Here is a 22,612-nt window from a genome sequence, read left to right on the forward strand (position 1 = left end):
TATGAGTTCGGGCTTGCCTGCTTAGGCCGGCATGCTCGATTTCTAGTTTTTAAAATTCCTAGGAGACACCCCTCTCGTGCTCATCAATGCTGACTTCAACCAGCGCGCTACTGTCGGCGCCCACGACTACGACTGGGTGGCGTCGCCACAGCCGGGCGTAGAGCGCGTCAGACTTGATCGAGTCGGCGGCGAGCGAGCTCGGGCAACGAGTATTGTTCGCTACTCAGCAGGCGCCAGCTTCTCTCCTCATCAACACCCCGGCGGAGAGGAAATACTTGTCCTCTCCGGTACGTTTGCGGACGACGAAGACAGCTATCCCACAGGCTCTTATCTGCGCAACCCTCCAGGTTCCAGTCACGCTCCTTCCAGCCCTGAAGGCACGGTAATTTTCGTGAAGCTTTGGCAGATGTCTGCTGATGAGCAGCTTAAAGTGCGGATCGATACACGACGGCCAGATGCATGGCAAAAAGCAGCAGACCGCGAGGTTTGCCTGCTACATACCAGTGCCTGCGAGACTGTTTCTCTGGTGCGCCTCCCGGCAGGTGTTCAGCTGTTCAGTGACATCGTTGAGAACGCCGAAATTCTGGTCTTGTCTGGAAGTTTGGTTGAGGACGGGCAGAGTTACGAGGCTGGCAGTTGGTTGCGTTTTCCGCCAGGAGAATACCGGCAGCTAAATGCGTCGACCAAGGGATGTACGGTTTACTTCAGAGATGGGGATTTGATCGATACCTCAAGCGAGGAAGTACCATGCACCAAGCTCGCATAGCGATCATCGGCGGCGGTATAAGTGGTCTATACGCAGCGTATCTACTCCAATCCCAAGGCATTTCTGACTACGTTCTGTTTGAAGCCCGTGAGAGGCTTGGTGGGAGGGTTCTATCTGTAGGACTCGCGAGTACAGACGAAGCCCTGCCAGTTCAGACCAATCGATTCGACCTAGGGCCCTCCTGGTTCTGGCCCGATTACCAACCACAGCTCGATAAACTGATAACCGAGCTTGGCTTGGTGCGCTTCGTGCAGCCTACACAGGGCGACATGCTAATTGAGAGAGACGCAGTGATCCCTGCACGCACGACAGGGTACTTTTCGTCGCCGGCGTCGATACGCTTGCTTGGAGGCATGACTGCATTAGTCGATGCGCTTGCTACCGGGGTACATCCCGATAACGTGCGCATAGGGCAGACAGTTCGTCGTATCCACGCCAGGGAGCATCACATGCAAGTAGAGTGTGAAAGCCCAGATGGCAATCGAGAGTCATGGGCAGTCGAGAAAGTTCTTCTAGCTGCCCCACCCAGACTCTTGGCTCAAGATATTCAGTTCTTACCAGCACTCCCTACATCGGTTGTTCGCCAATGGCGAAATACCTCTACTTGGATGGCTCCTCACGCCAAATACGTTGCTGTATTCGAATCCGCGTTCTGGAGTGAAACGGGATTGTCGGGACAAGCGAGGAGTGCAGTAGGCCCTATGGTGGAGATTCATGACGCCTCATCACCTGGTGGGCATGCCGCGCTGTTCGGATTTATAGGCATCCCGGCGGCTACGCGAAATGTAATGCCTAAAGAACAGTTGCAGGCAATGTGTAGGGCTCAGTTGGTGCTGCTATTCGGGCCTGGAGCGGCTATGCCTGTGGCTGAATTTCTCAAAGACTGGGCACAAGATCCTCTCACCTCTGTTGCTCAAGATTTACTCGATGGTGCGCAACACCCAATCAGCTTGGACGCATCAGTCGATTCCTCTCCTTGGGCGGGGAGGTTGATTGGCATCGGCAGTGAGTGGTCACCGCAATTTCCAGGTTACATCGCAGGCGCCATCGAATCAGCTGCGTTAGGCGTGCACCTCGTGCTTCAAAAATAGAGTTGATCGTGCTGAGGGACTCGGCCATTTCGCGCGAAGAATTCTAAGCGCATCACTCACGCCACTGCGAGCTGAGCCAGGCTTCTATTTTTTGCAGCCTGCCTGCATCGGTAAGCTTAGGTTTTGCTAAAGCGAGAAGCCTCAGAAGCCCCTGTTTGTCATCGCGAGCAGGGAACCACTCATCAATCTCGACATTGCAGTGCTCGGAGTCGCTAAGAGCCCATCTCACAATCATGTCTGCTGCAGCTCTGCAGTGATCCGCCATGAACAGCCTTTTACCGTCTTCCGACCAGCCTTGCTTTGCAACCTTGTCGGTTACGTCGATGACTCCAGCCCCACCGAAAAATTCGGTGGTATCAGGGTAATGAATGCCTGCCAACGAGACCTTTACCACACCCGAATCCCGGTCGAAGTAGGACAGGAAATGCCATCCGCCAGTGGTGCTTTCAGGGTGCGGGAAATTGATAGCAGCCTTGCCAGTAATGTAATGCTCAAGCGAAACGCGTTTGAGATCAAAATCAAAGAGCGGCTTCCTCATGGGAGCTTTTGGAGGCGCGCTAGACCCTGTTTAATATGGCCAGCGTTCTCACCAATTGCGTAAAGCGCGCCACGAACGTTGTCGCCAACTTCCGTATGTCCTTGGGCTTCCACCTGGAGGGTTAGCTCCATGAGCGCAGCTTCGAGAGCGAGCTGATTCTGGTACATCCTTTCCAGAACGTCTGACAGCGAGTATTCACCGGGCATCTACTTGGACTCCTTGATCACGACCCAGCATAGCTCAGAGATGAGTCAGCAAGTGTCTTACGGGTAGCTCCCGGTGCTCAGCAACTTTGAACTAATCATGACGACCATGCCCCTAATCCTGTGCAGATAGCCGCTAGCTCAGGTCGAACCTGAGCGTCCTATTTACACACGAAGGTCTGATGAATCATGAAGAGCGAGCAGGTAGAAGGTGTAGCAGAAAAGCTGGCCGGCAAGGCGCAGAGCGCGGTCGGAAAACTGATTGGTGATTCGAAGATGGAAGCTGAAGGTGCGGGACATCAAGCAGCTGGTCAGCTGACTAAAACCTACGGCGATACACTGGATAGCGTATCCACGTTCGTTAAAGAAAAACCAGTAGCCGCACTCGCGATTGGTGCTGCAGCGTTGATCCTGATAAATCGCATTTTTCGTCGTTGAACGTTTAGGAGGTGTCTCCAGCCAGGTGACACCTCTTGCTAACGTCACTCCCCTCGCACTCCCGCTACACTTTTCTACCAGGAGGGTGTGGGGACGATAGGCTTATAGCCGCTTTAGCCTCCTCCAACCGTTGTTCGGCGTACATAGCCGGATCATCGTCTGGCGTTGGATAGCCTGCCGCTGAGAGAGCCTCAGCGCGCTCTTCAATGAGCAGGCGCTCAGGATCACGAGCGACTTGATATGCTCTGCCTGATACTCGCCAAGTTGCATCCATTCGTGATTCCTTAGGGGCTGACCGGCTCACTCTCCAACCGGCTTCGTCGTGTGCTTTTGCAAGCAGGCACTCACCACAATTGGGCACGTGGTTCGCGATCTCGTACTCACGCCAGTCCACCATAGCTCCGCCATCGATGCCGAGAGGCTTGCGCTCAATCAGCCAGGCTACAGCGTTGATAACCTGACCATGCGAAAACGCTACGATGTCTCGGGCCGGATGTTCAGCAAGACGCTCCAGGAAAGACTGAGCTCTAGCTATGAAATCTAGAAATGACTCAGCGCCTTCACCATCCGTGAAACCAGGATCTGCTTTGGCCCAATACGCCTCCACCCATTCGCGCCGATCAGCGACGGTTGTGCTAGTGCACCGCGCGGGTTCAAGGTAAGTGAATTCTTGGATGGGCCAAGTTTCAAAAGGGATATGAGGAAACACCGCTGCGGTCGCCATAGCGGTTGAATGCGCTCGGGTGAAAGGCGAGGCAACGATCAGAGCCGGAGGATGGTTGAACGACAGAGCCACCAGGTGCGCTTGCTCAAATCCCTTCGGAGTGAGAGGAATGGTCGAGTGATCTAAAGTGGCTTGGCCCGCATTCGCAGCGCTCTCTCCGTGACGGATTAGCCTCACATGCTTCATTGACCAATTACTCGCAAAGGTTCGGCCATCATTTCTATAAGATCCCCAACATTACTGGTGCTGAACCTTCAATCAAGAAGTCTCGAAAGCAGCCCTTCTATCTGAGTGCCTGCATGCTTGAATTTCAGCTCTTCGAGCTTGGCTACCCTTCGTTCCCCGGTGAGCAGGCTAAGTCCGTGAAGCGCGTTAAGCAACTTCTGAGATTCGCCAATTTCCGAACGTAAAGTCAGCCAGGTAGTGTTCACTCGACGAGCCAACTCGTCGGCCTCTTGGCTCAAGCTTTGCGATTCAATTAGCTTATTGGAATGGGCGGCTGCGTTCAGACGGCCCGCCGTCCGTTCAAGTTCGTCCAGCAGCTCGGTAACGACATCCGACTGGTCAAGAGACACGCGGCGCCCCTCCACATAAATCGTATCCTCCTGAACACAATAAATAGCGAGTGGCCCTTCACCCCCTCCCGTGCAATCGAGTGCCAGAACGTTTCCTAGTCGTACAGGCGCTGGAATCCAAGTGTGCCCGGTACATACGCGCCAAGCCCCTTTGACACCCTCTCGATGGTGCTTTTTGATCCGCTCGCGCCCCCACAGCGCGATTTCTTCGACAGCAGGGATTGATATGTCGCGAGTGAACTCGACCCATGACATCCCGGCAGGAATGTCCGCGTGAACAACGCCCACTAAGCCGCGAGGCGACTCGATTTCTATGACGGATGGAAGGCTCTCAAGCTTTCCAATTATCATTTCTTTCGATTCGTCGGCTATGGTCGACCACCAGCCTGCACCATGAGCTACGTAACGAGCGCTGGGGTTTTCCCTGTAAGCATTGATAAGCATCTGCTCATGGTTACCTTGAACAGTGAAGAACCACGGCTCACCAAGAAGCTTCAGCCCGTCGAGGACTCCAGGCCCGCGATCTATGACGTCACCCACTGCGATGACTCGGTCGATAACTTTGTCGAAACCTAGCTTCAACAATCCTTTATGAAGATCAATCGTCTTGAAGTGGATGTCACCGACGACGAAGTCGCGACCGACCTCGTTCCGGGGAAGCCTCAGGACTTTTTGACTCATGCGCGGGTTCCTTCCTCAATGGCCACCTACCAGGTGACCAAACCCGTATTGTCCACCCAGCAACTGCACCTTCCAACAGAAATATGGACAGACAGGATGACTACACTCCATTGCGAACTGCTGAGGTATCCCTGGAGTATCTTCCGCCGACGGAAATAACCAGAGCAAGCGGAGCGCGCAGGCCAGTAAGGCCGGAGACGCGAGGATGGAAGCCCAAAGGGCCATGACTTGGCGTCAGCCATGGCATGGTTTACGACAGCCGACCCGATAGGGCGCGCCATAAACCGCGATTTGCTTAAATTGCAGGATTGCTGATGTTCTGCGGGCTTATGTATTCCAGTATTTTTGGACTGTGCTTCTGGCGATGCCGAGCTTTTCAGCGATTATTTTTCTGTCGAAACCTTGCGCTTTCAGGGCTCGAACGTAATCCGCGTTAAGCGGCTGCTTAGGCTTACCCTGGGAGCGCTTGATGAGCTTTCCATCACGGAATTGCTCCTCTACCAACTGCCACCCTCCAGACATCTCGAATTCCCTGATTCGCAGGGCAGTACGTTGCAAAGCCTCAGATGGAAGTTCTTCACCCTGCGCAGCGATGGCAAGAGTGACCATAGTCAAAAGGTCGAGGCCCAAGTAGTCAGCGATCTCGTCCAGTTTCTCCAGCGTCGGCGTCGTCCTGGCCTGTTCAAGCTTCGCTACATTCGTTCTATGCGTTGCTCCCGCCAGATCCTCGTAACTCAACCCTTGGTGTGCACGGGCTCCGCGTAATGCCCCCGCCAGCGCTTCCTTCAGATTCATGAGTCGGATCCCCAAAAGCGAGGATAGAGCCACGGGGAGCATGTTTCGATAAACAGATCATAGTGATATTATCGTGGCATTAGGCTCGTCAGGCAGTGGTGATCAAGGCGTCACGGCGTCAGGAGCGATGGTTTGATCAAGAGAGCGGGCTGGTGGCACATGGCTCGGTGGCCTTGATGCGAGCCGCTCCATAGAGCGTGCATTGAATAGCCTCCGCATGCCTACCTGCAACCATCATAGAAGGCTTCCTGGCATGAACCGAATGCGTTTTTTAAGCGAAGGCAGGGATAGGTAGTAATGAAATTTGATTGCGTGAAGTTTTCGGGGAAAGTGGATTACGTTCGGCATACGGATCGTATAAGTGGGGGGTATAAGGCTACCATCAGTATTAATGGGGCCGTGATACCGAAACTACAGCTGACGAATAAGCTTTACGAAGAAATGGAGGCTGGCGAAAATGTGACGTTGTACGGCGTTTTTAAAAATAAAAGAAAAAAAGAAGAAAACGACGGTTTTATATATGGACTTCAGAAAGAGAGCGGCGAAAAAATGTTCGCGACTCACTATAGATATCAAGTGCCTATTTTTATGGCATTTACGGCTGCTATAGCTTTTTGCCTGACATTCGTTGCAGGCTGGTTTGCATCAATATTTCCAGTTCTGATGCTCTTTGGCAAAGATGATCCGAATTACATGTATAACACTACTGTATTTGCGACAATTGAAGCGAGTATCGTCGCTGCTTTTTTCCTGTGGCGGGCCTGGCTAATGTTCAGCGTTACGGCGGATCCAGAAAGCTGGAAAACCATTGAGCCAGCAACTCTTTCGAGCCGCTTCAGTAAGTTTTATAAGTAAAAAGGATAGCACTGGGTGGGGTATGCGCAACGCTTGCCCCCTCGCTAGAGAGCGCAGTCAGAATCCAGGTTTGCTGCGCAGGACTATCCTTACCGTGCAGTTCAGCAGGCAAGCGGAGCGCGCAGGCGTGTGGGATGGACGTCCGTAGGGACGAGACATGGCTCGCCACGGCTCGGTTCACGCCAGCCATCCGCCGAAGGCGGCACGCCATAACCACCACCCTGCTTTTGTGAGAAGGAGGCTCAAATGACCTGCAATTTACTCCGGGAGCGTGAGAGAACTAGGCGAAGGGTTCTGTGGGCGCTTGCCACCTTCCACCCTGGTGATCCCAACGCATCAGACCTCCTTGCCATTCTCAATGATCTCGATGATCAAGAGCGAAGTGACACCCCCTGTAGCGATAAGCCGCTTGAACTCGTTGAGGTTCGTAACTCTGTCTCGGTAATGCGTCATAACTCCGGAATCGACATCATTTTGGAGCAGACTATTCCGCAACCCTGGAGGGAGCGGTTCCATCAGGCAAGCATCGGGTCGACAAGAGTTCCTGATGGGCCCTACGCCACAGACTGGGATAAATTTGTGACTGAATGGAAGCGTGAGATGGAGCATCTGCAAAATCACCGTGCTGCACAGGCTGCTACCAGCTAGAGCGGCTGATTCGAGCGATGGCGGCGCAAGCACACAAGCAGTCGGTGGAGCCGCTGAAAATCGCAGCCTTCAAAACAGGAGCAGCAAGGTGGAACGGCCCTCGTTTTTTATTGATTTTGAAGCCTCTGGAATCGCTCCTGAGAGCTATCCCATTGAGGTCGCCGTCGTGTCGAGTAAGACCTCCTTCAGTTCGTTGATAAAGCCGGCCCGTTACTGGACGCACTGGTCGTTTGACGCACAAGACATGCACGGTCTCACACAAGATCAGTTACATCAGGAAGGTGATACCCCAGCCGCTGTCGCGAGAAATATGAATCAGCTGTTTTCAGGGCAGGTTCTTTGCAGTGATTCACCTCAGGACGGTTTTTGGCTCGATGTGCTCTACGAGGCAGCAGATCTGATACCTACCTTCAAGTTGAAGCCTTTGGAGGTGTTTGTGGGCCGGGAGGTTGCCAGTGAAATATACCGGCGACTGCCGACAACCAAGCGACACCGAACTTTGAATGACGCAACTGCTTTGATGAACGCCTGTCGTGCTTTTTTCAAAGATTGAACTACCTCCCCTCAACTTACGAAAGCTCTGATTCCTGTGAGTTTTGGATGTAGCTCAGCTTGTCTGACAGCCCGATCCGAAGCCAGGCAATTATGCAGCAGGATAGGGCAAGCAGAGCGCGCAGGCGTGTGGGATGGAAGCCCGAAGGGCCGAGACGCCGGCGCTTGCGCCAAGGCTCGGTTTACGACAGCCTCTCCCCGAAGGGGCACGGCCTAATGCCGGTGGCGGGAACAGAGGCCAACACCATACTGCGAGGTTTTTTTGATGGGAATGACAGACGATGACGACACAGTCTATTGCGACATTCAAATGCCCTTAGCGAAGGGTAAGGAGCTGCTGCAGTTGTTGAGCACACTCAAATAGTCAAATGCCCATCCAACTCTGAACGGGTCTTTGAGCAAATGCAGTACGACCTCAGCACGTCGATTGATATAGTCGAAAACCCACCGACTTGGGGCCCTTGGTGCAGTTGAGCCCCTTATCGCGGTGTTGTTAGCCAATAGCGAAGCCGCTGTAGAGCGTCGAGGGCTGAATTTCAAAGAATTTATTTCTGGCGTCTAGGGTCGGCATGGAAGTGCGCAGAAATAGCGTCACTTTATTGCCATCTACCAGGAGGTTAAAATAGGGTTCGCTCGACCTGACTCTAACCCGGATTTGTGCTCTGCTAGCACCACTGGAAAACTTGCTGAACGTTTTGATATAGAACGAGCCGTTAAATAAGTTAACCGATGCAGTTCCAAAAACAATGTTATTATTCCAGTTTACTGAGTTGATATCCTCCCCAGCGTGACTCAATGGAACGAATGCATCAAAGTAATTGAATGGCTCATTTTCTATATAGAGCTGATGCTCGACTCGTTCGTTCATGCTCAAAACTCTCCAAGCATCGACAACTTCCTGTAGCGTGCCAGGGTGGACTGCTGGAGAGCTCTTAACTTGTTGGGCAAGCGCAAGCATTTGTGCTCGCGTAGGCATGGCCTTTTTTTTCGTAGCAGGAACTGCGCCTAAGTGGCTTGGGATGATCGTGGGTGCTACTGCCATTGCAACTTTTTTTTGCTCTCCCTGTACATTGGATTGCTCAATGGATTCCTTTTCATTCTTACATCCCGTGACATGCCTGTTTGGCGCCCTAAAAAATTTGTTGTTCCTTTGCGCTGGGACGACCTTTTCCAAGCAGTTCTGCTCAGGACAAAAATAATAGAAAGTGGAGTTGTCTTTTGCGTACTCTGCCGACACGTTGGCGCCCACCTCCCAGCACACTGCGGTGGTCATCAATTCAGAGTTCATATTCCTTATTCCTTCGTTATGTGATGCTACAAGCTTTGCTCGTCCGACAACTCATCCTATCTACAGCGATGCCCCATGACTATCAGCAGTTCAAGTTAAGTTTTGCTGAAACCACTGGTAACGACGGAGGGGCCTGATGCCGACTGACGACAGGCTATCGATTGACCACAGGGTCGACTCAGCACTTCATTTCCAACGTCCAGCCGCAACAGGCATCGTCAATTATTGCCGTTGAAACGCCATTCAAAGCTCTGCGCCGCAGAGCTTTGATCAATGCTACCATTTCTCAGACTTTTCAAATATTTCCAGCCTTTCCAAACCTTTTTTTGAAAGCTTGATAGATATTGAATTATTGATGTTGATTGCGGTTGCCGTTATGAGGTTTTCAGCAAGTACAAAAGTGAAATATTCTTGGGGCTCAATCTTGAGGCCTGCAAACTCTTCAAACACTGCGTCTGTTGCTTTTGCATTAAACGAGGCTTGATATGTATGCCACTCTTGTGAGTAGTCCTCTTGGCCGTATCTGCTTTCTTTTTTAACAAGGTATAAAATCTTGATTATATAGTCGGATGGTAGCTTATTGAGTTTTATTCTGCGGTGCGATTGACGCAATGCCCACAATGAAAAAAACACACTAACAATTACAAAAAGTACGGCAGCCACGACTATTTCTTGATTATTAAGAAATCGCATTACTAGATTGGAAATTATCAACGAGAGCAACGCATACATTGCGGAACAAAAAGCAATCTTTTCTGATGTCAAGGTTTTATAAGTTCGGTCGTAAATCATAAGTCTAATCCCCACGGTAAATTCGATAGATCTGAAATTCGTTTCAATGCCTGCTTGAGCTCTCTTTCAGCGAAGCCTGCATTCATTGCTTTTAACGCCTTGCGCGACTTGAAAGCATGCCCTCGATTAACCACCAGGTCTGAGATGAAGTGCTCAACCTTTCAAATTGTGAAGTAATACGCTCCATCTAGGATGGGGCGCATTAAAAGTGCTCGGGATGACTCTAAAGCTGAGCATCGCCTTGAGATGCCGCACTATTGTCGCGTATGAAATTTCGAAAATCGTTGATAGGCATAGGCTTGCCAAAGAGCCACCCCTGAGCCAAGTGAACACCAGCTTCAACCAGGACGTCACGCTGCTCCTCTTTCTCCACTCCTTCAGCGATCATCTGTAACCCCTGCGGGCGGCCAATTTCGATAATGTTAAACAAGAGAGGCTTACTGACGCGATTGCTGCCGATCTCGCTGACAAATGCCCTGTCGATCTTCAAAAAGTCGAGCTCGTACGTCGATAGGTAAGACAGGCTGAAATTACCCGCAGGGACATGCCCTAACTGAAAGTGCAGGGGCATCAGAGCTCTGCATCCCAAGCATCCATGGCGTCACTTACGGTCGTAAACCACCGGAGTTCAGCATTCTGAATGGCATTGGCGACCTGCCTGTCTGTATTGGCCTCCATCCACGACGGCAGGCTCTGCTCGCTCATCGAGAACAGCCTGGCTGTCGCAACCGCGAATCTCCCCGTAGTAGTTGACTGGAGGCAAACGTAGCGCCCGGCAGCGCCCCTTGGCAGCCTACGCCAAGCCACCACCTCAATGCAGTCCTGTGGCTCCACAGCAGCCTCTACGGCGTCATTCGTTTCCTGAGCCACCTTGAGGTCTGCCGATACATTTAACGTTATGCCAGGTGTGCCAGGTTTGTGAACGAGATGCTTCAGCTGCTCACGTGCGGCGATTATCTGGTCACGGAGCTCTTCGGGGTCGATAGACATGCCACCCCGGTCGGTGACCGAAAGGGTCTTCAGGCTGTTCGCTGCCAGGATGAACTCACGTTCTCGAGTTTTCTCTCGCTCGGGGCGGCGGTCGGGGCTGATTAGGTTCCGAATGCTATTTAGGAGCTTCAAAGACATTCCTAGCAAGGGTGAGCCGATCTCAATTATACATTCCCCGAACGTTTATCATCTCGAGCTTGGATAAAGCGTCCTCGTCAAAAAGGAACGATCCACAGTGCCCAAGCCACGCCAACGGTCTTCGTTGTTTCTTAGGTATTGAGCCATCTCATCCACATCTAGGTCATGAGGGGCATCCATGAGAGTGTTGAGCCTCTGGAGCGTCTGTACCGGCACGCCCATTTCCTCCAAGCCAGCCAGGCCAGATGGGAGGTGGTAATGTTCAAAAACCCCACGAAGTTTTGAATAATCAATCTTCGCATTAATATTACGCCTCTTAGCATGCAACTTAACAACATCCTCAAGAATACCGAGTAGTTTTGGAACTGTGTGCCCCAAAATATTGACCACCACCTTGAGGTCATCATTAATACATGTGGAAAGATTATCGACCTCGCCCTTCTCTAAGCGCGCCTTCGACTGAACAATCTGTGACTTAAAGTATTCAGCGTATTGAGGGGTATACAGATAACTTGTGAGTTTTGCATGGATAACCGAACTATTCTTGGTTGGGATCCGCACTCGGCGAAGCGCGCCGGATTGGAACCTCGTTAGTGCCTCAGCCAAAACATTGAGAAACTCACCTGAAGGCATCCAATGGAAGATGGTGGACTGAAAGGATTCCTCAAACAACATCTCGACATAAGAGTACAACTCTCTGAATGCCTCCAGAGTGAATGAGCTATGGCGCTTCAACAAGTCCACACCAAATTCATCGATATTTTCATCTCGTTCGAATCTGGACTGAGAGTAATCACTAAGGTGCTCTGGCTGAACGCCAACCAGAAGATTCATTGGCGTCGTATCATCTTGAATTCCGAGAGGGATATCCACCTCTTGGTTGAATGAATCCTGGGGAATCGACTCTAGGCAATAAACTTTTCCTACGAAATGGACGCCCATGCGACCAGCGCGCCCCTTTATGTTGCCATGTGTGAATTTATCAATGCTAAAATTGCCATCCCTGTTGTCATGTATCACAACATTTTTTGCAATAGTATTCACACCCTCGATTATCGTCGAAGTACAAATAAGGTAGTTAATTTTTCCCCGATTAAAAAGATCAATAGTGTACTGCTGCAAAGCACGCGGCAACCCCCCAAAGTGAAGACCGATTCCGCTTCGTAGAGCGACACAATAATCCCAATCAGAATCGTACTCTTGGGCGACCCAGTCGAGATGAGGGCTATGAAACTCAGTACCAAACCCATGCTTGGCTAAAGACCTTGCAACTCCTCCAGCAACAGCAGAGGATTTACAGTAAATTATTGTCGCCTCACCACGACACAGGTCTGCAATAGAGAGAACCGCTTCCTCTTTACCCTCCTCATCATTAGGAGACAGGTCGAAGGACTCAACATCCAAAGCCACGGTATTAAAATCGGAGGAGATGAAGGTATACTCGAAGCCGAGACTCGCTAAGCCTGTCACACTGTTAATAAAAGGCCCGGTCATATAAAACTGCTTAGATGCCTTCAACAGCTTACTCAAAGCGATATTAAGCTCGATAACTCGCTCATTTTCATAGTCTATCTTCCCACTGGCCCGCTGCTGAAATGCAAGCTTGTAGAACTCATCAATTACGAAGAAATCAATTCCAACAATATCCTGTCGTTCATTAACCCTTTCCTGCGTGAGAACGTAAATCACCTTATCACCATTCGCTTCCTGAGAACTGTGATGGATGATTTGATAGAGTTCGCCGAACCGCTCCTGAAGGCGCCTGCGCGTTTCGTCGGCTAGCGCGATAGTAGGAACAACTAGAACCACTCTACTCACTATTCCTAAGCCAATTATCGAATCTACAATTGCGCTCTTCCCCATGCTGGTTGGTGCACTTAGAACAACGTTGCGTCCAGATCGAAGCAGTTCAAAAACCTGAAACTGCATCGAATGGAAAACAATTTCATCCGAAAAAGGAGTCTGATAGATCCCTAAAGCCGATTTTTCGCTGACCGTTACCTCTTGGAACTCTTTCTTCAAATACGGATACAGCCCAGACTTGCGTACCAGGTTGCGAAGCAAAGGCGTATAGCTCGTAAACTTCAGCCTAGCGTCCAAGGCTCTGATAACTAAATCCCTACCCATATGCAATGAAACGGGATTCGACAACAGCTTGTCAGCAGCATGAAGATAGCTAAATGCTGATGTTCCTTCTGTTTCGAGCAGAATCCGAGCAGTGTCGTAAATCCTGTTCACATGTCATCCCTCATTTTCTTTTCCACCAATCCACATAAGTCGTCAAAGCTTGGGGCAGGATAGAGATAAAGCTCAAAATTAAATTGTGAATATTCCGGACTCTTGGTGATATCGGAAATAAAATCAACGAAGAGATCATAAGCTTCATGATACAGGTTAGCCTCATGACCTTTAGTCTCAGGAATAGTCAGAAAACTTGACTCATAGCCGAAAAAAATTACAAATCGAAGGCGTTCCAAATGATCTTCAAACGAATTGCTGGTATCTAGAATATCATCGATATCGTGATTAAGTAGATATGAGTCCTCCTTGACATCCAGAACCTTTTCTCTAACTCCGTCCAGACCACTTACAATATCATTATAAAGTGTGTCTCTAAGATCATTTAAAACCTGTGATAACGTCTTGGCTTTTGTTAACTTGCTAACCCCAAGCCATAACTCATCACCTCCCTTAGCACGCTGTACGATGTGAACATTCTCAAAAACCCGCATTTCATCTTTAGAATCAAGGTAAAGGGTAGCCGGAATAGGCTGACTGTTATGTCTTAGCCTCATGACCGAATGCAGCAATGCATTTCCAAGAAACCGCTCAAGGTCTCTGGCATTATCAGCGAGACGTGACCTCAATAATTTGTATTTTTCCGTAGCAGTCGAACTGATGAAGTCGGCAATTTCACCTGGTCTCAACAGGAGCTCGTCAAACCAACAACAAATATTCTTGGCGATGTGCTCATAGCGGTACTGCCCCATCTGATAACGCTGATGTAGGGCCAGCCCATTCCTGGTTGGAATCGGACTTAAAAAAGGCGCCTGAAGTTGAATTAAAATATCTGGCAGTTTGCGGTGAACATAAACTTTGCAATGAGAATTTCCGCGATCATAAAATAAGACCTCGGCCTTAAACCAAGCAAGAAAATTATCTCTATGGTAGGTTTTGTCATCCTCAATGTACACACGCCTATCGAGTGCACTTCTTTTAGTCATAGCTACTAAAATATTAATCCAGATACTTTCAACTATTGAATCCGAACTTAGAATTACGCCATACAGGTTAAGGGCAGCATTTCTGATATTACTAAGACCTGTAAGTTCTACTTGCCTTAAGCTAGGTATTACCTCCCACGAACATGAGTCAACCCAGTCGGATATAGAATTGCCTGCTGGCGCAACATATTTTCGCAATTTTACGTCGAGCTCATCGATCAGGTTTTGTCGGCCAGGCTTACCGTCTCGCTTTGAGATCTCAATTTCTAAGTAGTCGAGTGGCGCTTTGCAGTCTCTAGGAGATAAAATCCGAAACTTGCATTTCTCAACAGGCGTGAATGCACACTGCATTGACTTGTGCACAATTGAACTGTTGGCAATAAGCTTTTTATCAGCTCCCCGAGTACGACTTGTAACCGTGCTAATAGACCAGCGAGGCTTGTCAGAAGTCTTAACTTGAACGAACTCAGTATGCGTATCGTATAGGATATCGATGTCGTCTGTAACTTCGCATCTGACAGCCTGGATCTTCTTGTTGAGTAGCATCTGGGTTACGAAAAGCGCCGCCGCACAGTCCTGATACAAGAATCCAAGCTTGGCTGCTACGCCCCCCGCATTGCTTGAGTCCATCACCTACTTCCATGGTTTTTGATGCTCAAGGCTATGGGAAAAGACATTTGGCGTCCACGCCTAATGGCCTTAGGCTATTTCGCCTGCGACGTGAGGAGAAAAAGCGGGCAGAACGTGAGGCTGAGTTGGCCCGAGAGTCAGGGCCTCCTAGGCTTGGCTTTGGCAGTCGCCTCAGCCACTAATGGATCTTCGGGCCAGTAGTGTTTCGGGTATCTGCCTTTAAGATCCTTCTTCACTTCCACGTAGGTGCTACGCCAGAAATTGGCTAGATCTTGGGTAACCTGTACAGGCCTCCGCGCCGGCGACAAAAGATGCAACGTCAGGGGCTGTCTACCTTGGGCAATCCGAGGTGTTTCTGACAGACCAAAAAGCTCCTGCAGCCTCACAGCCAATATCGGAGGATGCTGCGAATAGTCGATTCGGATATTCGACCCAGATGGCACCTGGATGGTTTGAGGTGCCTGTGTCTCTAGTTCCTGTGGAAGCGGCCAAGGCAGAAGATTCCTGACAATCGATGACAGATCCAGTTGGCTGAAGTGGCTGAGCCTCGTGACTTTGCCCAGGTACGGTGTGAGCCACTCCTCCAACGTGGCCAGAAGATTGGCATCGCTGAGGTCAGGCCACTTGCTTTCTGCTTGGCCATTGTGGATATCCAGCTGACGCAGCAGATCGACCCGCGCTTGCCACTGTCGCAACTCAGGACTCCAAGGCAGGAGTTCGATGCCCTTTCGCCTCACCAGATTGACCAAGGCTAGCGAACGAGCTTGTTCATCAAGGCTTGGCAAAGGTGTTGTGGACAGTACCAACAGCCCCACCTTTAGCTGCCGCTCAGCCTTGAGCACCCCTCCCCTCTCGTCCCAGTCAACCTCATTGACTGACCTTACAAGGTCAGCCAGCTCGTCATCGAACAAAGCAGGATCGAGATCGCTCGCTAGGTAGATTCGCTCCTCGCGCTGCCCTTGCCGGCTACCCAGATCGGCCACTACTAGCCACTCATGTTTAGTGAGAGCATCAGGCTCTGAGAACACAGCAGCCCGCCCGTTGGAGAGACGGTACTCAGACGCACTCGCACGCCTCTGGAGAGCTACTCGGTCAGGGTAAGCGAATGCCAGTAGGCAGCCTACCCATCTTGGGTGATCCGGCTCGCAGACAAGGTGAACGGCTCTCCCACGTAGCAGGGATCGATACTGCCGAGCAGACTGCTTTACTCGCTGAAAAGAACCACCGCCTCGGCGCGAATGTTGCTCGCCGGATAATGCACTCAATCTGGTGTGAAGATCGGCACCTGCACCGCGCAAAATATCCTTCTCGCCCAGCAGCGCAGCGATGTTGCAAGCAAGGTCATCCAGCCCCATCGCGTTGCCTTTAATGAGCATGTGTGCGATCCGTGGATGCGCTGGGAGCTCGCTCATGGCTGATCCGTGTGGTGTGAGCTGTCCAGCATCGTCGAGTGCGCCTAGGCGCTTCAGCAGGTCTCTGGCTTGAGCGAAGGGAGCTGTTGGAGGTTGGTCGAGCCAGGTCATCTCCTCCGGCTTCATTCCCCACCGGGCCAACTGGAGTGAGAGGGCTGCGAGATCTGCCTGCAGGATCTCAGGGGTACTATAGCCAGCCATTTGCTCGTGCTGCGACTCAGACCAAAGGCGATAGCAGATACCTGGTTCCAATCGCCCTGCCCGTCCTGCACGCTGGGTAGCACTGGCCTTGGAAATACGCTGCGTGTCGAGTCGCGTCATGCCGCTGCGAGGATCGAACTTCGGCACTCGCTCGAGACCACTGTCCACCACAACCCTAACGCCTTCGATGGTCAAGCTGGTTTCAGCGATGTTCGTGGCCAGTACGATCTTCCGGGAGCCCTTGGGTGCTGGGTCAATAGCAGCACGCTGGGCGTTCAGGTCGAGGTCGCCGTACAGCGGGCATACGATCACCTCTGGACGACCACTCAACTGCTCCTTGAGCGCCTCAGCCACCCGCCGAATCTCTGCCTGCCCAGGAAGGAAAACCAAAACGCTTCCCGACTGTTCGTTGATGGCAGCCAAACAGGTGTCAGTGACTCGCGCATCCATACGCTCGCCCGGCTGATATGGACTGCCCCAAACCGGTACGACCGGATACATCCGGCCCTCACTGGTGACCACAGGCGCATCATTCAGCACTTTTGAAAGGCGAGCACCTTCCAGCGTTGCGGACATCAGAAGCAACTTCAGTGGCGGCTCATCACGCAGAAGCTCACGAGCACTCACGCACAGAGCCAGTGCAAGGTCGGAGTCGAGGTTTCGCAAGTGGTATTCGTCAAAGATCACCACACCCACACCATCCAGCGCGGGGTCATCTTGAAGCCGGCGAGCCAGGATACCTTCGGTCACCACTTCAATCTGGGTTCGTGGGCCTACCTTGCTTTCAAGACGAATGCGGTATCCGACAGTCTCACCGACCTTCTCACCAAGCTCACTCGCCAAACGTTCAGCGGCGGCCCGAGCAGCCAATCGACGAGGCTCGAGCATCAAGATCTTCTGATCACCGAGCCAAGGCTCGTTCAGTAGTGCTAGGGGCACTCGAGTGGTCTTGCCAGCACCAGGAGGAGCTTCAAGGATTACTTCGTGGCGGTTGGCCAGGGCCTCTCGTAGGTCTGGCAATACGAGGTCAATAGGTAGTGAAATCATCGAGGCTCCCAAATCAGGGAAGCAGTATACGACGGGGGATCAAGCGAGGAGATTAAGCCCTCAGACTGAGACGGCGTTGTTTGAGAGTTTTTGACAAGAAAATGATGGTTTCTGTGCATTCAGCAAAACGTGAAATTCGTCGAAGATCAGCAGACCGACGCCTTCCAGCGCCGGATCATCCTGCAGACGCCGGGTGAGAATACCTTCGGTGACCACTTCGATGCGGGTGTCGGGGCCGACCTTGCTGTCGAGACGGATGCGATAGCCGACGGTTTCGCCCACCTTCTCGCCCAGTTCGCTGGCCAGACGTTCTGCGGCTGCACGCGCGGCGAGACGGCGCGGCTCAAGCATCAGAATGGTCTGCCCGGCCAGCCAGACTTCATTGAGCAAGGCCAAAGGCACGCGGGTGGTTTTACCGGCGCCGGGCGGTGCTTCGAGCACGGCTTCGTGGCGTGTCGCCAGGGCTTCACGCAGGGCGGGTAAAACTTCATCGATCGGCAAAGAAATCATGCTGGCTCCCAAACAGAGGCGCGAGTATAACGGCGAACTGCCAGGCGTTTGTCAGGGTCTTAATTCCACACAACGCTGCTTCGTTTTTAGATGACTCAGGAGATCCATCACATGCGCTTACCTTCTCGCCTGATCGGCGGTGTACTGGTCGCCACCCTGCTCACTCAACTCACGGCCTGCGGTTCGATTTTCTATCCGGACCGTCGCGGTCAGATCGACGGCAAGATCGACCCGGCGATTGCCGTACTCGACGCCGTCGGCCTGCTGTTCTACGTCATTCCCGGGCTGATCGCTTTCGCGGTCGACTTCACCACGGGCGCGATCTATTTCGAACCGGGCCACACGGCGCAGGTCGATCCGGCGAAACTCAAACAAGCGATCGGCCCAGACGGCCAGGTCGATAACCTCAAGTTGCAGGCTATTCTCGAAACTGAACTGGGCCGCAATCTGCCGCTGGACGATCCACGCCTGATCCAGCACAAGGGCAGCACCCAGCAACTGGCCATGTTCGGCCTGCAACCCGCCGCCTGATCCATAAGGAATTTCTGCACTCATGACCACCAGCCCCGAACACGCCCGCCTGCTACGACTGGCAACCCGCGCTTCGGTGGCGGTGGCCTGCACGCTGATCATCGCCAAAGCCATCGCCTGGTGGCTGAGCGGTTCGGTGAGCATGCTCGCCGGCCTCACCGACTCGGCGCTGGATGGCGTCACTTCGCTGCTCAATCTGCTGGCAGTGCATTACGCACTGCGCCCGGCCGATGACGATCACCGTTACGGCCACGGCAAGGCTGAATCGCTGGCGGGCATGGCGCAGGCGCTGTTCATCGGTGGCAGTGCGGTGCTGATTGCGTTTCAGGCGTATGAACGCATCAAGCAACCGGAGCCGCTGGGCGCGCCGTGGCTGAGCATCGGCGTGATCGTGTTCTCGCTGCTGCTGACCGCCGCGTTGCTGACGCTGCAACATCGGGTGATCAAGCAGACCGGCTCCAACGCCGTGCGCGCCGACTCGCTGCACTACCGCTCGGACATGCTGCTCAACGGCAGCATTCTGATCGCGCTGGTTCTCGCCGGCATGGGCTTTCATCAGCTCGATGCTTGGTTCGGTCTGGGGATTGCCGGGTACATTTTGTGGAGTGCGATCCAGATCGCCCGGGAAAGTTTTTCGGTGCTGATGGATGAGGAGCTGCCGACCGATGTCAGTCAGCACATGCTCGAACTGGCCTGCGGCGTACCCGGCGTACTGGGTGCACATGATCTGCGCACGCGGATTTCGGGCAACCACTGGTTCGTGCAGTTGCATCTGGAGTTGCCGGGAGAGCTGACGTTGTCAGTGGCCCACGGCATCAGCGATCAGGCGGCGGATGCGATTCACGCCGCCTACCCGCGAGCCGAGGTGCTGGTGCACGCCGACCCGCAGGAAGTGGTCAGGGCTGAACGGGCGCAGACCCGGCTTCAGTAAGACACCTGATAACCGCGACTGCTCAGGCAATTGCCCTGAGCCTGGCGGTAGGCCTGCACCACTTCGGGCGCCGGTTGGTACGTCGCGGTACGCGGATCGAAACCGCTTTGCTGCACCGCGTACTGGTAGCACTGGTAACCGTCCTGCTGCACCTGTTCCGGCGACTGACCGTTGGCCGGATAAGCCTCGACGTCATACCCCTGGGATTGCGGCTGCGGCGGCTGCTGCACCGGTGGCTCGACCACGACGTAATCCTGGGTGGCTTCCTGATATGCATAGTAGGAACCGGCCGCAAGAAACAGCAGCGCACCGCCGATCCACACTTCACGGGCGTAGTCCGGCAGGTACTGAATACGAATCCCGCGTGGCGGCTGCACGACGATGTAGCGCGGGCCTTGCGGGCGATACCAGTAGCCGCCGGAATAGAAGTAATCCTGACCGCGATACGGCACGCGATATTCACGATCCGGGAAGCGGTCGATCACATGCCCCGGGCGATATTGCGGGCCAGGGCCCCAACCGTTGCCATGCCCGTCCGGGCGACCCGGCCAGCGATTGTCATCGGGCCGGTTGCCGGTTTGCCACTGCTGGTTGTGGTAACCATTCTGCGGACGCTCGTCGCGGTAGTAGCCCTGACGCGGTTCCTGAATCTGGCGCACGGTGTCGGGACGTGGCTGGATCGGCAGGTTGTTCGCCGGTGGCGGTGGCGCCTGATGAACCGGTGCAGGCTGATTGGGTGCGCGGTTCTGGTTCTGCCATTGGCCGTTATTGTGCTGCTGGCCGTTGTGCTCGAATTGGCGGCTGTTGTCGCCGCGAATGATCTCGCTGTTCTGCGGCCGCGGCGGATTTTGCGGCGACGGATTGTTTTGCCCATGGGGCTGACGCTCACCGCCATGCCCCTGATTGCCCTGATGCTCACCGCCGTGCCCGTTATTCTCGGGGCCACGATTCTGTGGCTCGTCGGCCAACGCTAGGGCTCCGACGCTCACACACAGCAAACCAACACCGGCCAGACGCCAGATGCGCGACTTCATGCTTTTCCTCACTGCGGGTATTAAGAGGGCTTGTAGCTAAGACCGGGAATACGCACACCGGGTTCTGCGACAGGTTATCAGTCACGAAACTTATTTATTGAGGGAAGCCGTACATCGAGGCACAAAAATCGCAGACAAGAAAAAGGGAGACCCGTCGGCCTCCCTTTAGAGAACTTCGTCCTGGCTCGACGCTTTTGACGTCGGCTCACCTCACGCCGTCTTCTGGACAGTGTGCAGCTCGGGGGCCGGCACATCCCCGGTGGGGGTGGCGGCCGCGGCGGGCCTGATTGGGCGGGCCGCAGTGGACTGTGTTACCGAGCAGTGATTCTGGTGATAAGAATAGGCCGCAACGCGCGACAGATGATTGCGAAGATTGCTCAAATAAACACCGCTTGCGCAATTTTTAACCCTGGATAGATAATCCGCCGCAATAGTTACAACCAAGGACTGATTCATGAGCAAACTCGACCGTTACGACCTGAGTATTTTGGCGGAATTGCAGCGCGACGCCCGCATCTCCAACCAGGAACTGGCCGAGCGCATCGGTCTGTCGCCCTCGCCCTGCTCGCGCCGGGTCAAACAACTGGAGGATGACGGCTACATCTCGCGCCAGGTCGCCCTGCTCGATCGCAAGATGCTCGGCCTGAGCCTGACCGCCTACGTGCTGATCGGCATGGACCGGCACACCCCGGAACGTTTCGAGAACTTCGAAGCAGCGATCCGCACCTTGCCGCAAGTGCTGGAATGCAGCCTGGTGACGGGCGTGGATGCCGACTATCAGTTGAAAGTGGTGGTGCCGGACATGGATCACTATCAGAAGCTGCTGCTGGGACACCTGACCCGGATTGAAGGGGTGACCAGCGTGCGTTCGAGCTTTGTGCTCAATCAAGTGCTCAACAGCACCGAGTTGCCGCTGACTCATCTGCGCAGCTGAAACCGTCTTCGCGAGCAAGCTCGCTCCCACATTTGAAATGCACTTCCCTGTGGGAGCGAGCTTGCTCGCGAAGAGGCCGGTGCAGGCGACGAATGACTGCGGCACACCGACGCAGGTCAATGCTGCGTCGTTCGCCGCTGGCGTATACTCCCGGCCGCCCTTTCAGCCGCGCAGCGCCGGAGATGCCCGATGGATCCTGCAGTATTCGAAGAGTGGATGATGACTGGCCTGGTCAGCATCCTGATCATTTTCATGGGTTTCATCGTCTGGGATCTGGCGAAGAAGTCCAAGGCCGGGCGTTTCGGCTCGTTCATTCTGTTCTTCGTGCTGGGTCTGGGCGTGGCCGCGTTCATCATCAAGAGTGTGGTGATCGGCCTGATCGAATCCGGCGCTCTATAACCGCGCCGGCACTTCCTTCCACTGGCCCTGATCGAGCCCTTCAAGCGTCCAGTCGCCAATCCTGACCCGCACCAGCCGTAACGTCGGCAGCCCCACCGCGGCAGTCATCCGTCGCACCTGACGGTTGCGTCCCTCTCGAATCACCAACTCCAGCCAACGGGTCGGCACGCTTTTGCGAAAGCGTACCGGCGGATTGCGTGGCCACAGTTCAGGCTCATCCAGTTGCCGCGCCTCGGCGGGCAGAGTCATGCCGTCGTTCAGCTCGACACCGTCGCGCAGACGCTGCAGTTGTTCTGCCGTCGGCTCGCCTTCGACCTGCACCCAGTACGTCTTCGGCAACTTGTGTTTCGGGTCGGCGATCCGCGCCTGCAACTGACCGTCATTAGTCAGCAACAACAAACCTTCACTGTCGCGATCCAGGCGCCCCGCCGGATAAATGCCCGGCACATCGATGAAATCCTTGAGCGTCGCCCGCCCGCCTTCATCGCTGAATTGCGTGAGGACATCGAACGGTTTGTTGAACAGGATCAGCTTCGGCTCGGCCGGCGGCGCCTTGGCGACACGACGTGGAGCTGAGGGCGAAGGCTTCGCGCCAGGGCGGCGGGAAGGAGGACGCGGGGGACGGGACATGGCGAAAAGAACATCTGACGGTCAGGGCTGCTAATGCTAGTGCCCCGACCGCCAA

The 22,612-nt window shown here is 53.5% G+C and carries 22 protein-coding genes and 3 pseudogenes; 10 read left to right on the forward strand and 15 right to left on the reverse strand.

Features of this window, described 5'->3' with window-relative positions; translation table 11 throughout:
• Positions 1-76: 76 nt before the first annotated feature.
• Positions 77-766, forward strand: a complete 690-nt coding sequence (locus tag B1722_RS13980; RefSeq protein WP_086793004.1) for a cupin domain-containing protein — start codon at positions 77-79, stop codon at positions 764-766.
• Complete coding sequence (locus B1722_RS13985) at positions 748-1,857, forward strand: FAD-dependent oxidoreductase (protein ID WP_086793006.1); 1,110 nt, start codon at positions 748-750, stop codon at positions 1,855-1,857. Before B1722_RS13980 ends, B1722_RS13985 begins: the two co-directional genes overlap by 19 nt.
• A gap of 52 nt (positions 1,858-1,909) precedes the next feature.
• Here the strand turns inward: B1722_RS13985 and B1722_RS13990 are convergent, their stop codons facing one another.
• Both B1722_RS13990 and B1722_RS29845 read right to left on the reverse strand, forming a co-directional pair.
• The gene (locus B1722_RS13990) at positions 1,910-2,395 is read right to left on the reverse strand and encodes a hypothetical protein (protein WP_086793008.1); all 486 of its coding nucleotides are present in this window, start codon (positions 2,393-2,395) and stop codon (positions 1,910-1,912) included.
• Positions 2,392-2,601, reverse strand: coding sequence for a hypothetical protein (locus tag B1722_RS29845; protein ID WP_086793010.1), 210 nt, complete (start codon positions 2,599-2,601; stop codon positions 2,392-2,394). The genes B1722_RS13990 and B1722_RS29845 overlap by 4 nt, the downstream gene beginning before the upstream one ends.
• 186 nt (positions 2,602-2,787) lie before the next feature.
• Between B1722_RS29845 and B1722_RS14000 the strand changes: the two genes are divergently transcribed.
• A complete protein-coding gene (locus B1722_RS14000) occupies positions 2,788-3,036 on the forward strand; it encodes a CsbD family protein (RefSeq protein ID WP_058419426.1) in 249 nt (82 codons plus the stop codon).
• A gap of 301 nt (positions 3,037-3,337) precedes the next feature.
• On the opposite strand, the pseudogene B1722_RS14005 reads toward B1722_RS14000, so the two are convergent.
• The 3 genes and pseudogenes from B1722_RS14005 to B1722_RS14015 all read right to left on the reverse strand — a co-directional run.
• Positions 3,338-3,946 (reverse strand): annotated as a pseudogene (locus B1722_RS14005) (histidine phosphatase family protein); the annotation flags it as partial.
• 68 nt (positions 3,947-4,014) lie between these two features.
• Positions 4,015-5,016, reverse strand: coding sequence for a metallophosphoesterase (locus B1722_RS14010; RefSeq protein WP_086793012.1), 1,002 nt, complete (start codon positions 5,014-5,016; stop codon positions 4,015-4,017).
• 327 nt (positions 5,017-5,343) lie between these two features.
• Positions 5,344-5,811 carry a transcriptional regulator gene (locus B1722_RS14015; protein WP_086793105.1) on the reverse strand — a complete coding sequence of 156 codons (468 nt, stop codon included), beginning with the start codon at positions 5,809-5,811 and terminating at the stop codon, positions 5,344-5,346.
• Positions 5,812-6,108: 297 nt separating this feature from the next.
• On the opposite strand from B1722_RS14015, the gene B1722_RS14020 reads away from it, so the two are divergent.
• From B1722_RS14020 to B1722_RS29855, 3 genes and pseudogenes are all read left to right on the forward strand, one after another.
• Complete coding sequence (locus B1722_RS14020) at positions 6,109-6,666, forward strand: hypothetical protein (protein ID WP_086793014.1); 558 nt, start codon at positions 6,109-6,111, stop codon at positions 6,664-6,666.
• Between the two features lie 595 nt (positions 6,667-7,261).
• Positions 7,262-7,867 (forward strand): hypothetical protein, encoded by a 606-nt coding sequence (locus B1722_RS14030; RefSeq protein WP_176393376.1) that lies wholly within the window; start codon positions 7,262-7,264, stop codon positions 7,865-7,867.
• 264 nt (positions 7,868-8,131) lie between these two features.
• Positions 8,132-8,340: pseudogene (locus B1722_RS29855) on the forward strand (hypothetical protein).
• A gap of 19 nt (positions 8,341-8,359) precedes the next feature.
• On the opposite strand, the gene B1722_RS14040 reads toward B1722_RS29855, so the two are convergent.
• The 8 genes and pseudogenes from B1722_RS14040 to B1722_RS14075 all read right to left on the reverse strand — a co-directional run.
• Positions 8,360-9,154 (reverse strand): hypothetical protein, encoded by a 795-nt coding sequence (locus B1722_RS14040; RefSeq protein WP_086793019.1) that lies wholly within the window; start codon positions 9,152-9,154, stop codon positions 8,360-8,362.
• Positions 9,155-9,430: 276 nt separating this feature from the next.
• On the reverse strand, positions 9,431-9,946 hold the full coding sequence (locus B1722_RS14045) for a hypothetical protein (protein WP_086793021.1): 516 nt from the start codon (positions 9,944-9,946) through the stop codon (positions 9,431-9,433).
• A gap of 223 nt (positions 9,947-10,169) precedes the next feature.
• A complete protein-coding gene (locus B1722_RS14050) occupies positions 10,170-10,517 on the reverse strand; it encodes an EAL domain-containing protein (RefSeq protein ID WP_086793023.1) in 348 nt (115 codons plus the stop codon).
• Positions 10,517-11,074, reverse strand: coding sequence for a hypothetical protein (locus B1722_RS14055; RefSeq protein WP_086793025.1), 558 nt, complete (start codon positions 11,072-11,074; stop codon positions 10,517-10,519). The genes B1722_RS14050 and B1722_RS14055 overlap by 1 nt, the downstream gene beginning before the upstream one ends.
• A 48-nt stretch (positions 11,075-11,122) precedes the next feature.
• On the reverse strand, positions 11,123-13,312 hold the full coding sequence (locus B1722_RS14060; RefSeq protein WP_086793027.1) for a DEAD/DEAH box helicase: 2,190 nt from the start codon (positions 13,310-13,312) through the stop codon (positions 11,123-11,125).
• Positions 13,309-14,928, reverse strand: a complete 1,620-nt coding sequence (locus B1722_RS14065; RefSeq protein WP_086793029.1) for a dsDNA nuclease domain-containing protein — start codon at positions 14,926-14,928, stop codon at positions 13,309-13,311. Before B1722_RS14065 ends, B1722_RS14060 begins: the two co-directional genes overlap by 4 nt.
• A gap of 137 nt (positions 14,929-15,065) precedes the next feature.
• Complete coding sequence (gene hrpB / locus B1722_RS14070) at positions 15,066-17,588, reverse strand: ATP-dependent helicase HrpB (RefSeq protein ID WP_086793031.1); 2,523 nt, start codon at positions 17,586-17,588, stop codon at positions 15,066-15,068.
• 129 nt (positions 17,589-17,717) lie between these two features.
• A pseudogene (locus B1722_RS14075) lies at positions 17,718-18,098 on the reverse strand (DEAD/DEAH box helicase); the annotation flags it as partial.
• 111 nt (positions 18,099-18,209) lie between these two features.
• Here B1722_RS14075 and B1722_RS14080 point away from each other — a divergent pair.
• Positions 18,210-18,629, forward strand: coding sequence for a hypothetical protein (locus tag B1722_RS14080; RefSeq protein WP_025108718.1), 420 nt, complete (start codon positions 18,210-18,212; stop codon positions 18,627-18,629).
• Positions 18,630-18,651: 22 nt separating this feature from the next.
• Complete coding sequence (locus tag B1722_RS14085) at positions 18,652-19,560, forward strand: cation diffusion facilitator family transporter (protein WP_086793035.1); 909 nt, start codon at positions 18,652-18,654, stop codon at positions 19,558-19,560.
• Here the strand turns inward: B1722_RS14085 and B1722_RS14090 are convergent.
• Positions 19,554-20,594 (reverse strand): DUF6515 family protein, encoded by a 1,041-nt coding sequence (locus tag B1722_RS14090; protein ID WP_086793036.1) that lies wholly within the window; start codon positions 20,592-20,594, stop codon positions 19,554-19,556. The genes B1722_RS14085 and B1722_RS14090 overlap by 7 nt on opposite strands.
• 454 nt (positions 20,595-21,048) lie before the next feature.
• Here B1722_RS14090 and B1722_RS14095 point away from each other — a divergent pair, with 454 nt between their 5' ends.
• Positions 21,049-21,528 carry an Lrp/AsnC family transcriptional regulator gene (locus tag B1722_RS14095; protein ID WP_007909658.1) on the forward strand — a complete coding sequence of 160 codons (480 nt, stop codon included), beginning with the start codon at positions 21,049-21,051 and terminating at the stop codon, positions 21,526-21,528.
• Positions 21,529-21,717: 189 nt separating this feature from the next.
• On the forward strand, positions 21,718-21,927 hold the full coding sequence (locus B1722_RS14100) for a DUF2788 domain-containing protein (RefSeq protein ID WP_003228500.1): 210 nt from the start codon (positions 21,718-21,720) through the stop codon (positions 21,925-21,927).
• Here B1722_RS14100 and B1722_RS14105 read toward each other — a convergent pair.
• A complete protein-coding gene (locus tag B1722_RS14105; RefSeq protein ID WP_041065061.1) occupies positions 21,922-22,557 on the reverse strand; it encodes a pseudouridine synthase in 636 nt (211 codons plus the stop codon). The genes B1722_RS14100 and B1722_RS14105 overlap by 6 nt on opposite strands.
• Positions 22,558-22,612: the final 55 nt, after the last annotated feature.

It is taken from the genome of Pseudomonas sp. SCPG-7, from assembly GCF_002156405.1.
Classification (GTDB): Bacteria; Pseudomonadota; Gammaproteobacteria; order Pseudomonadales; family Pseudomonadaceae; genus Aquipseudomonas; species Aquipseudomonas parakoreensis.

Excerpts from the sequence above, each read along its gene's own strand:
- B1722_RS13985 (WP_086793006.1), top strand. The coding sequence starts at position 748 with ATGCACCAAGCTCGCATAGCGATCATCGGCGGCGGTATAAGTGGTCTA.
- B1722_RS13990 (WP_086793008.1), bottom strand. The coding sequence starts at position 2,395 with ATGAGGAAGCCGCTCTTTGATTTTGATCTCAAACGCGTTTCGCTTGAG.
- B1722_RS29845 (WP_086793010.1), bottom strand. The coding sequence starts at position 2,601 with ATGCCCGGTGAATACTCGCTGTCAGACGTTCTGGAAAGGATGTACCAG.
- B1722_RS14000 (WP_058419426.1), top strand. The coding sequence starts at position 2,788 with ATGAAGAGCGAGCAGGTAGAAGGTGTAGCAGAAAAGCTGGCCGGCAAG.
- B1722_RS14010 (WP_086793012.1), bottom strand. The coding sequence starts at position 5,016 with ATGAGTCAAAAAGTCCTGAGGCTTCCCCGGAACGAGGTCGGTCGCGAC.
- B1722_RS14015 (WP_086793105.1), bottom strand. The coding sequence starts at position 5,811 with ATGAATCTGAAGGAAGCGCTGGCGGGGGCATTACGCGGAGCCCGTGCA.
- B1722_RS14020 (WP_086793014.1), top strand. The coding sequence starts at position 6,109 with ATGAAATTTGATTGCGTGAAGTTTTCGGGGAAAGTGGATTACGTTCGG.
- B1722_RS14040 (WP_086793019.1), bottom strand. The coding sequence starts at position 9,154 with ATGAACTCTGAATTGATGACCACCGCAGTGTGCTGGGAGGTGGGCGCC.
- B1722_RS14045 (WP_086793021.1), bottom strand. The coding sequence starts at position 9,946 with ATGATTTACGACCGAACTTATAAAACCTTGACATCAGAAAAGATTGCT.
- B1722_RS14050 (WP_086793023.1), bottom strand. The coding sequence starts at position 10,517 with ATGCCCCTGCACTTTCAGTTAGGGCATGTCCCTGCGGGTAATTTCAGC.
- B1722_RS14055 (WP_086793025.1), bottom strand. The coding sequence starts at position 11,074 with ATGTCTTTGAAGCTCCTAAATAGCATTCGGAACCTAATCAGCCCCGAC.
- B1722_RS14065 (WP_086793029.1), bottom strand. The coding sequence starts at position 14,928 with ATGGACTCAAGCAATGCGGGGGGCGTAGCAGCCAAGCTTGGATTCTTG.
- hrpB (WP_086793031.1), bottom strand. The coding sequence starts at position 17,588 with ATGATTTCACTACCTATTGACCTCGTATTGCCAGACCTACGAGAGGCC.
- B1722_RS14080 (WP_025108718.1), top strand. The coding sequence starts at position 18,210 with ATGCGCTTACCTTCTCGCCTGATCGGCGGTGTACTGGTCGCCACCCTG.
- B1722_RS14085 (WP_086793035.1), top strand. The coding sequence starts at position 18,652 with ATGACCACCAGCCCCGAACACGCCCGCCTGCTACGACTGGCAACCCGC.
- B1722_RS14090 (WP_086793036.1), bottom strand. The coding sequence starts at position 20,594 with ATGAAGTCGCGCATCTGGCGTCTGGCCGGTGTTGGTTTGCTGTGTGTG.
- B1722_RS14095 (WP_007909658.1), top strand. The coding sequence starts at position 21,049 with ATGAGCAAACTCGACCGTTACGACCTGAGTATTTTGGCGGAATTGCAG.
- B1722_RS14100 (WP_003228500.1), top strand. The coding sequence starts at position 21,718 with ATGGATCCTGCAGTATTCGAAGAGTGGATGATGACTGGCCTGGTCAGC.
- B1722_RS14105 (WP_041065061.1), bottom strand. The coding sequence starts at position 22,557 with ATGTCCCGTCCCCCGCGTCCTCCTTCCCGCCGCCCTGGCGCGAAGCCT.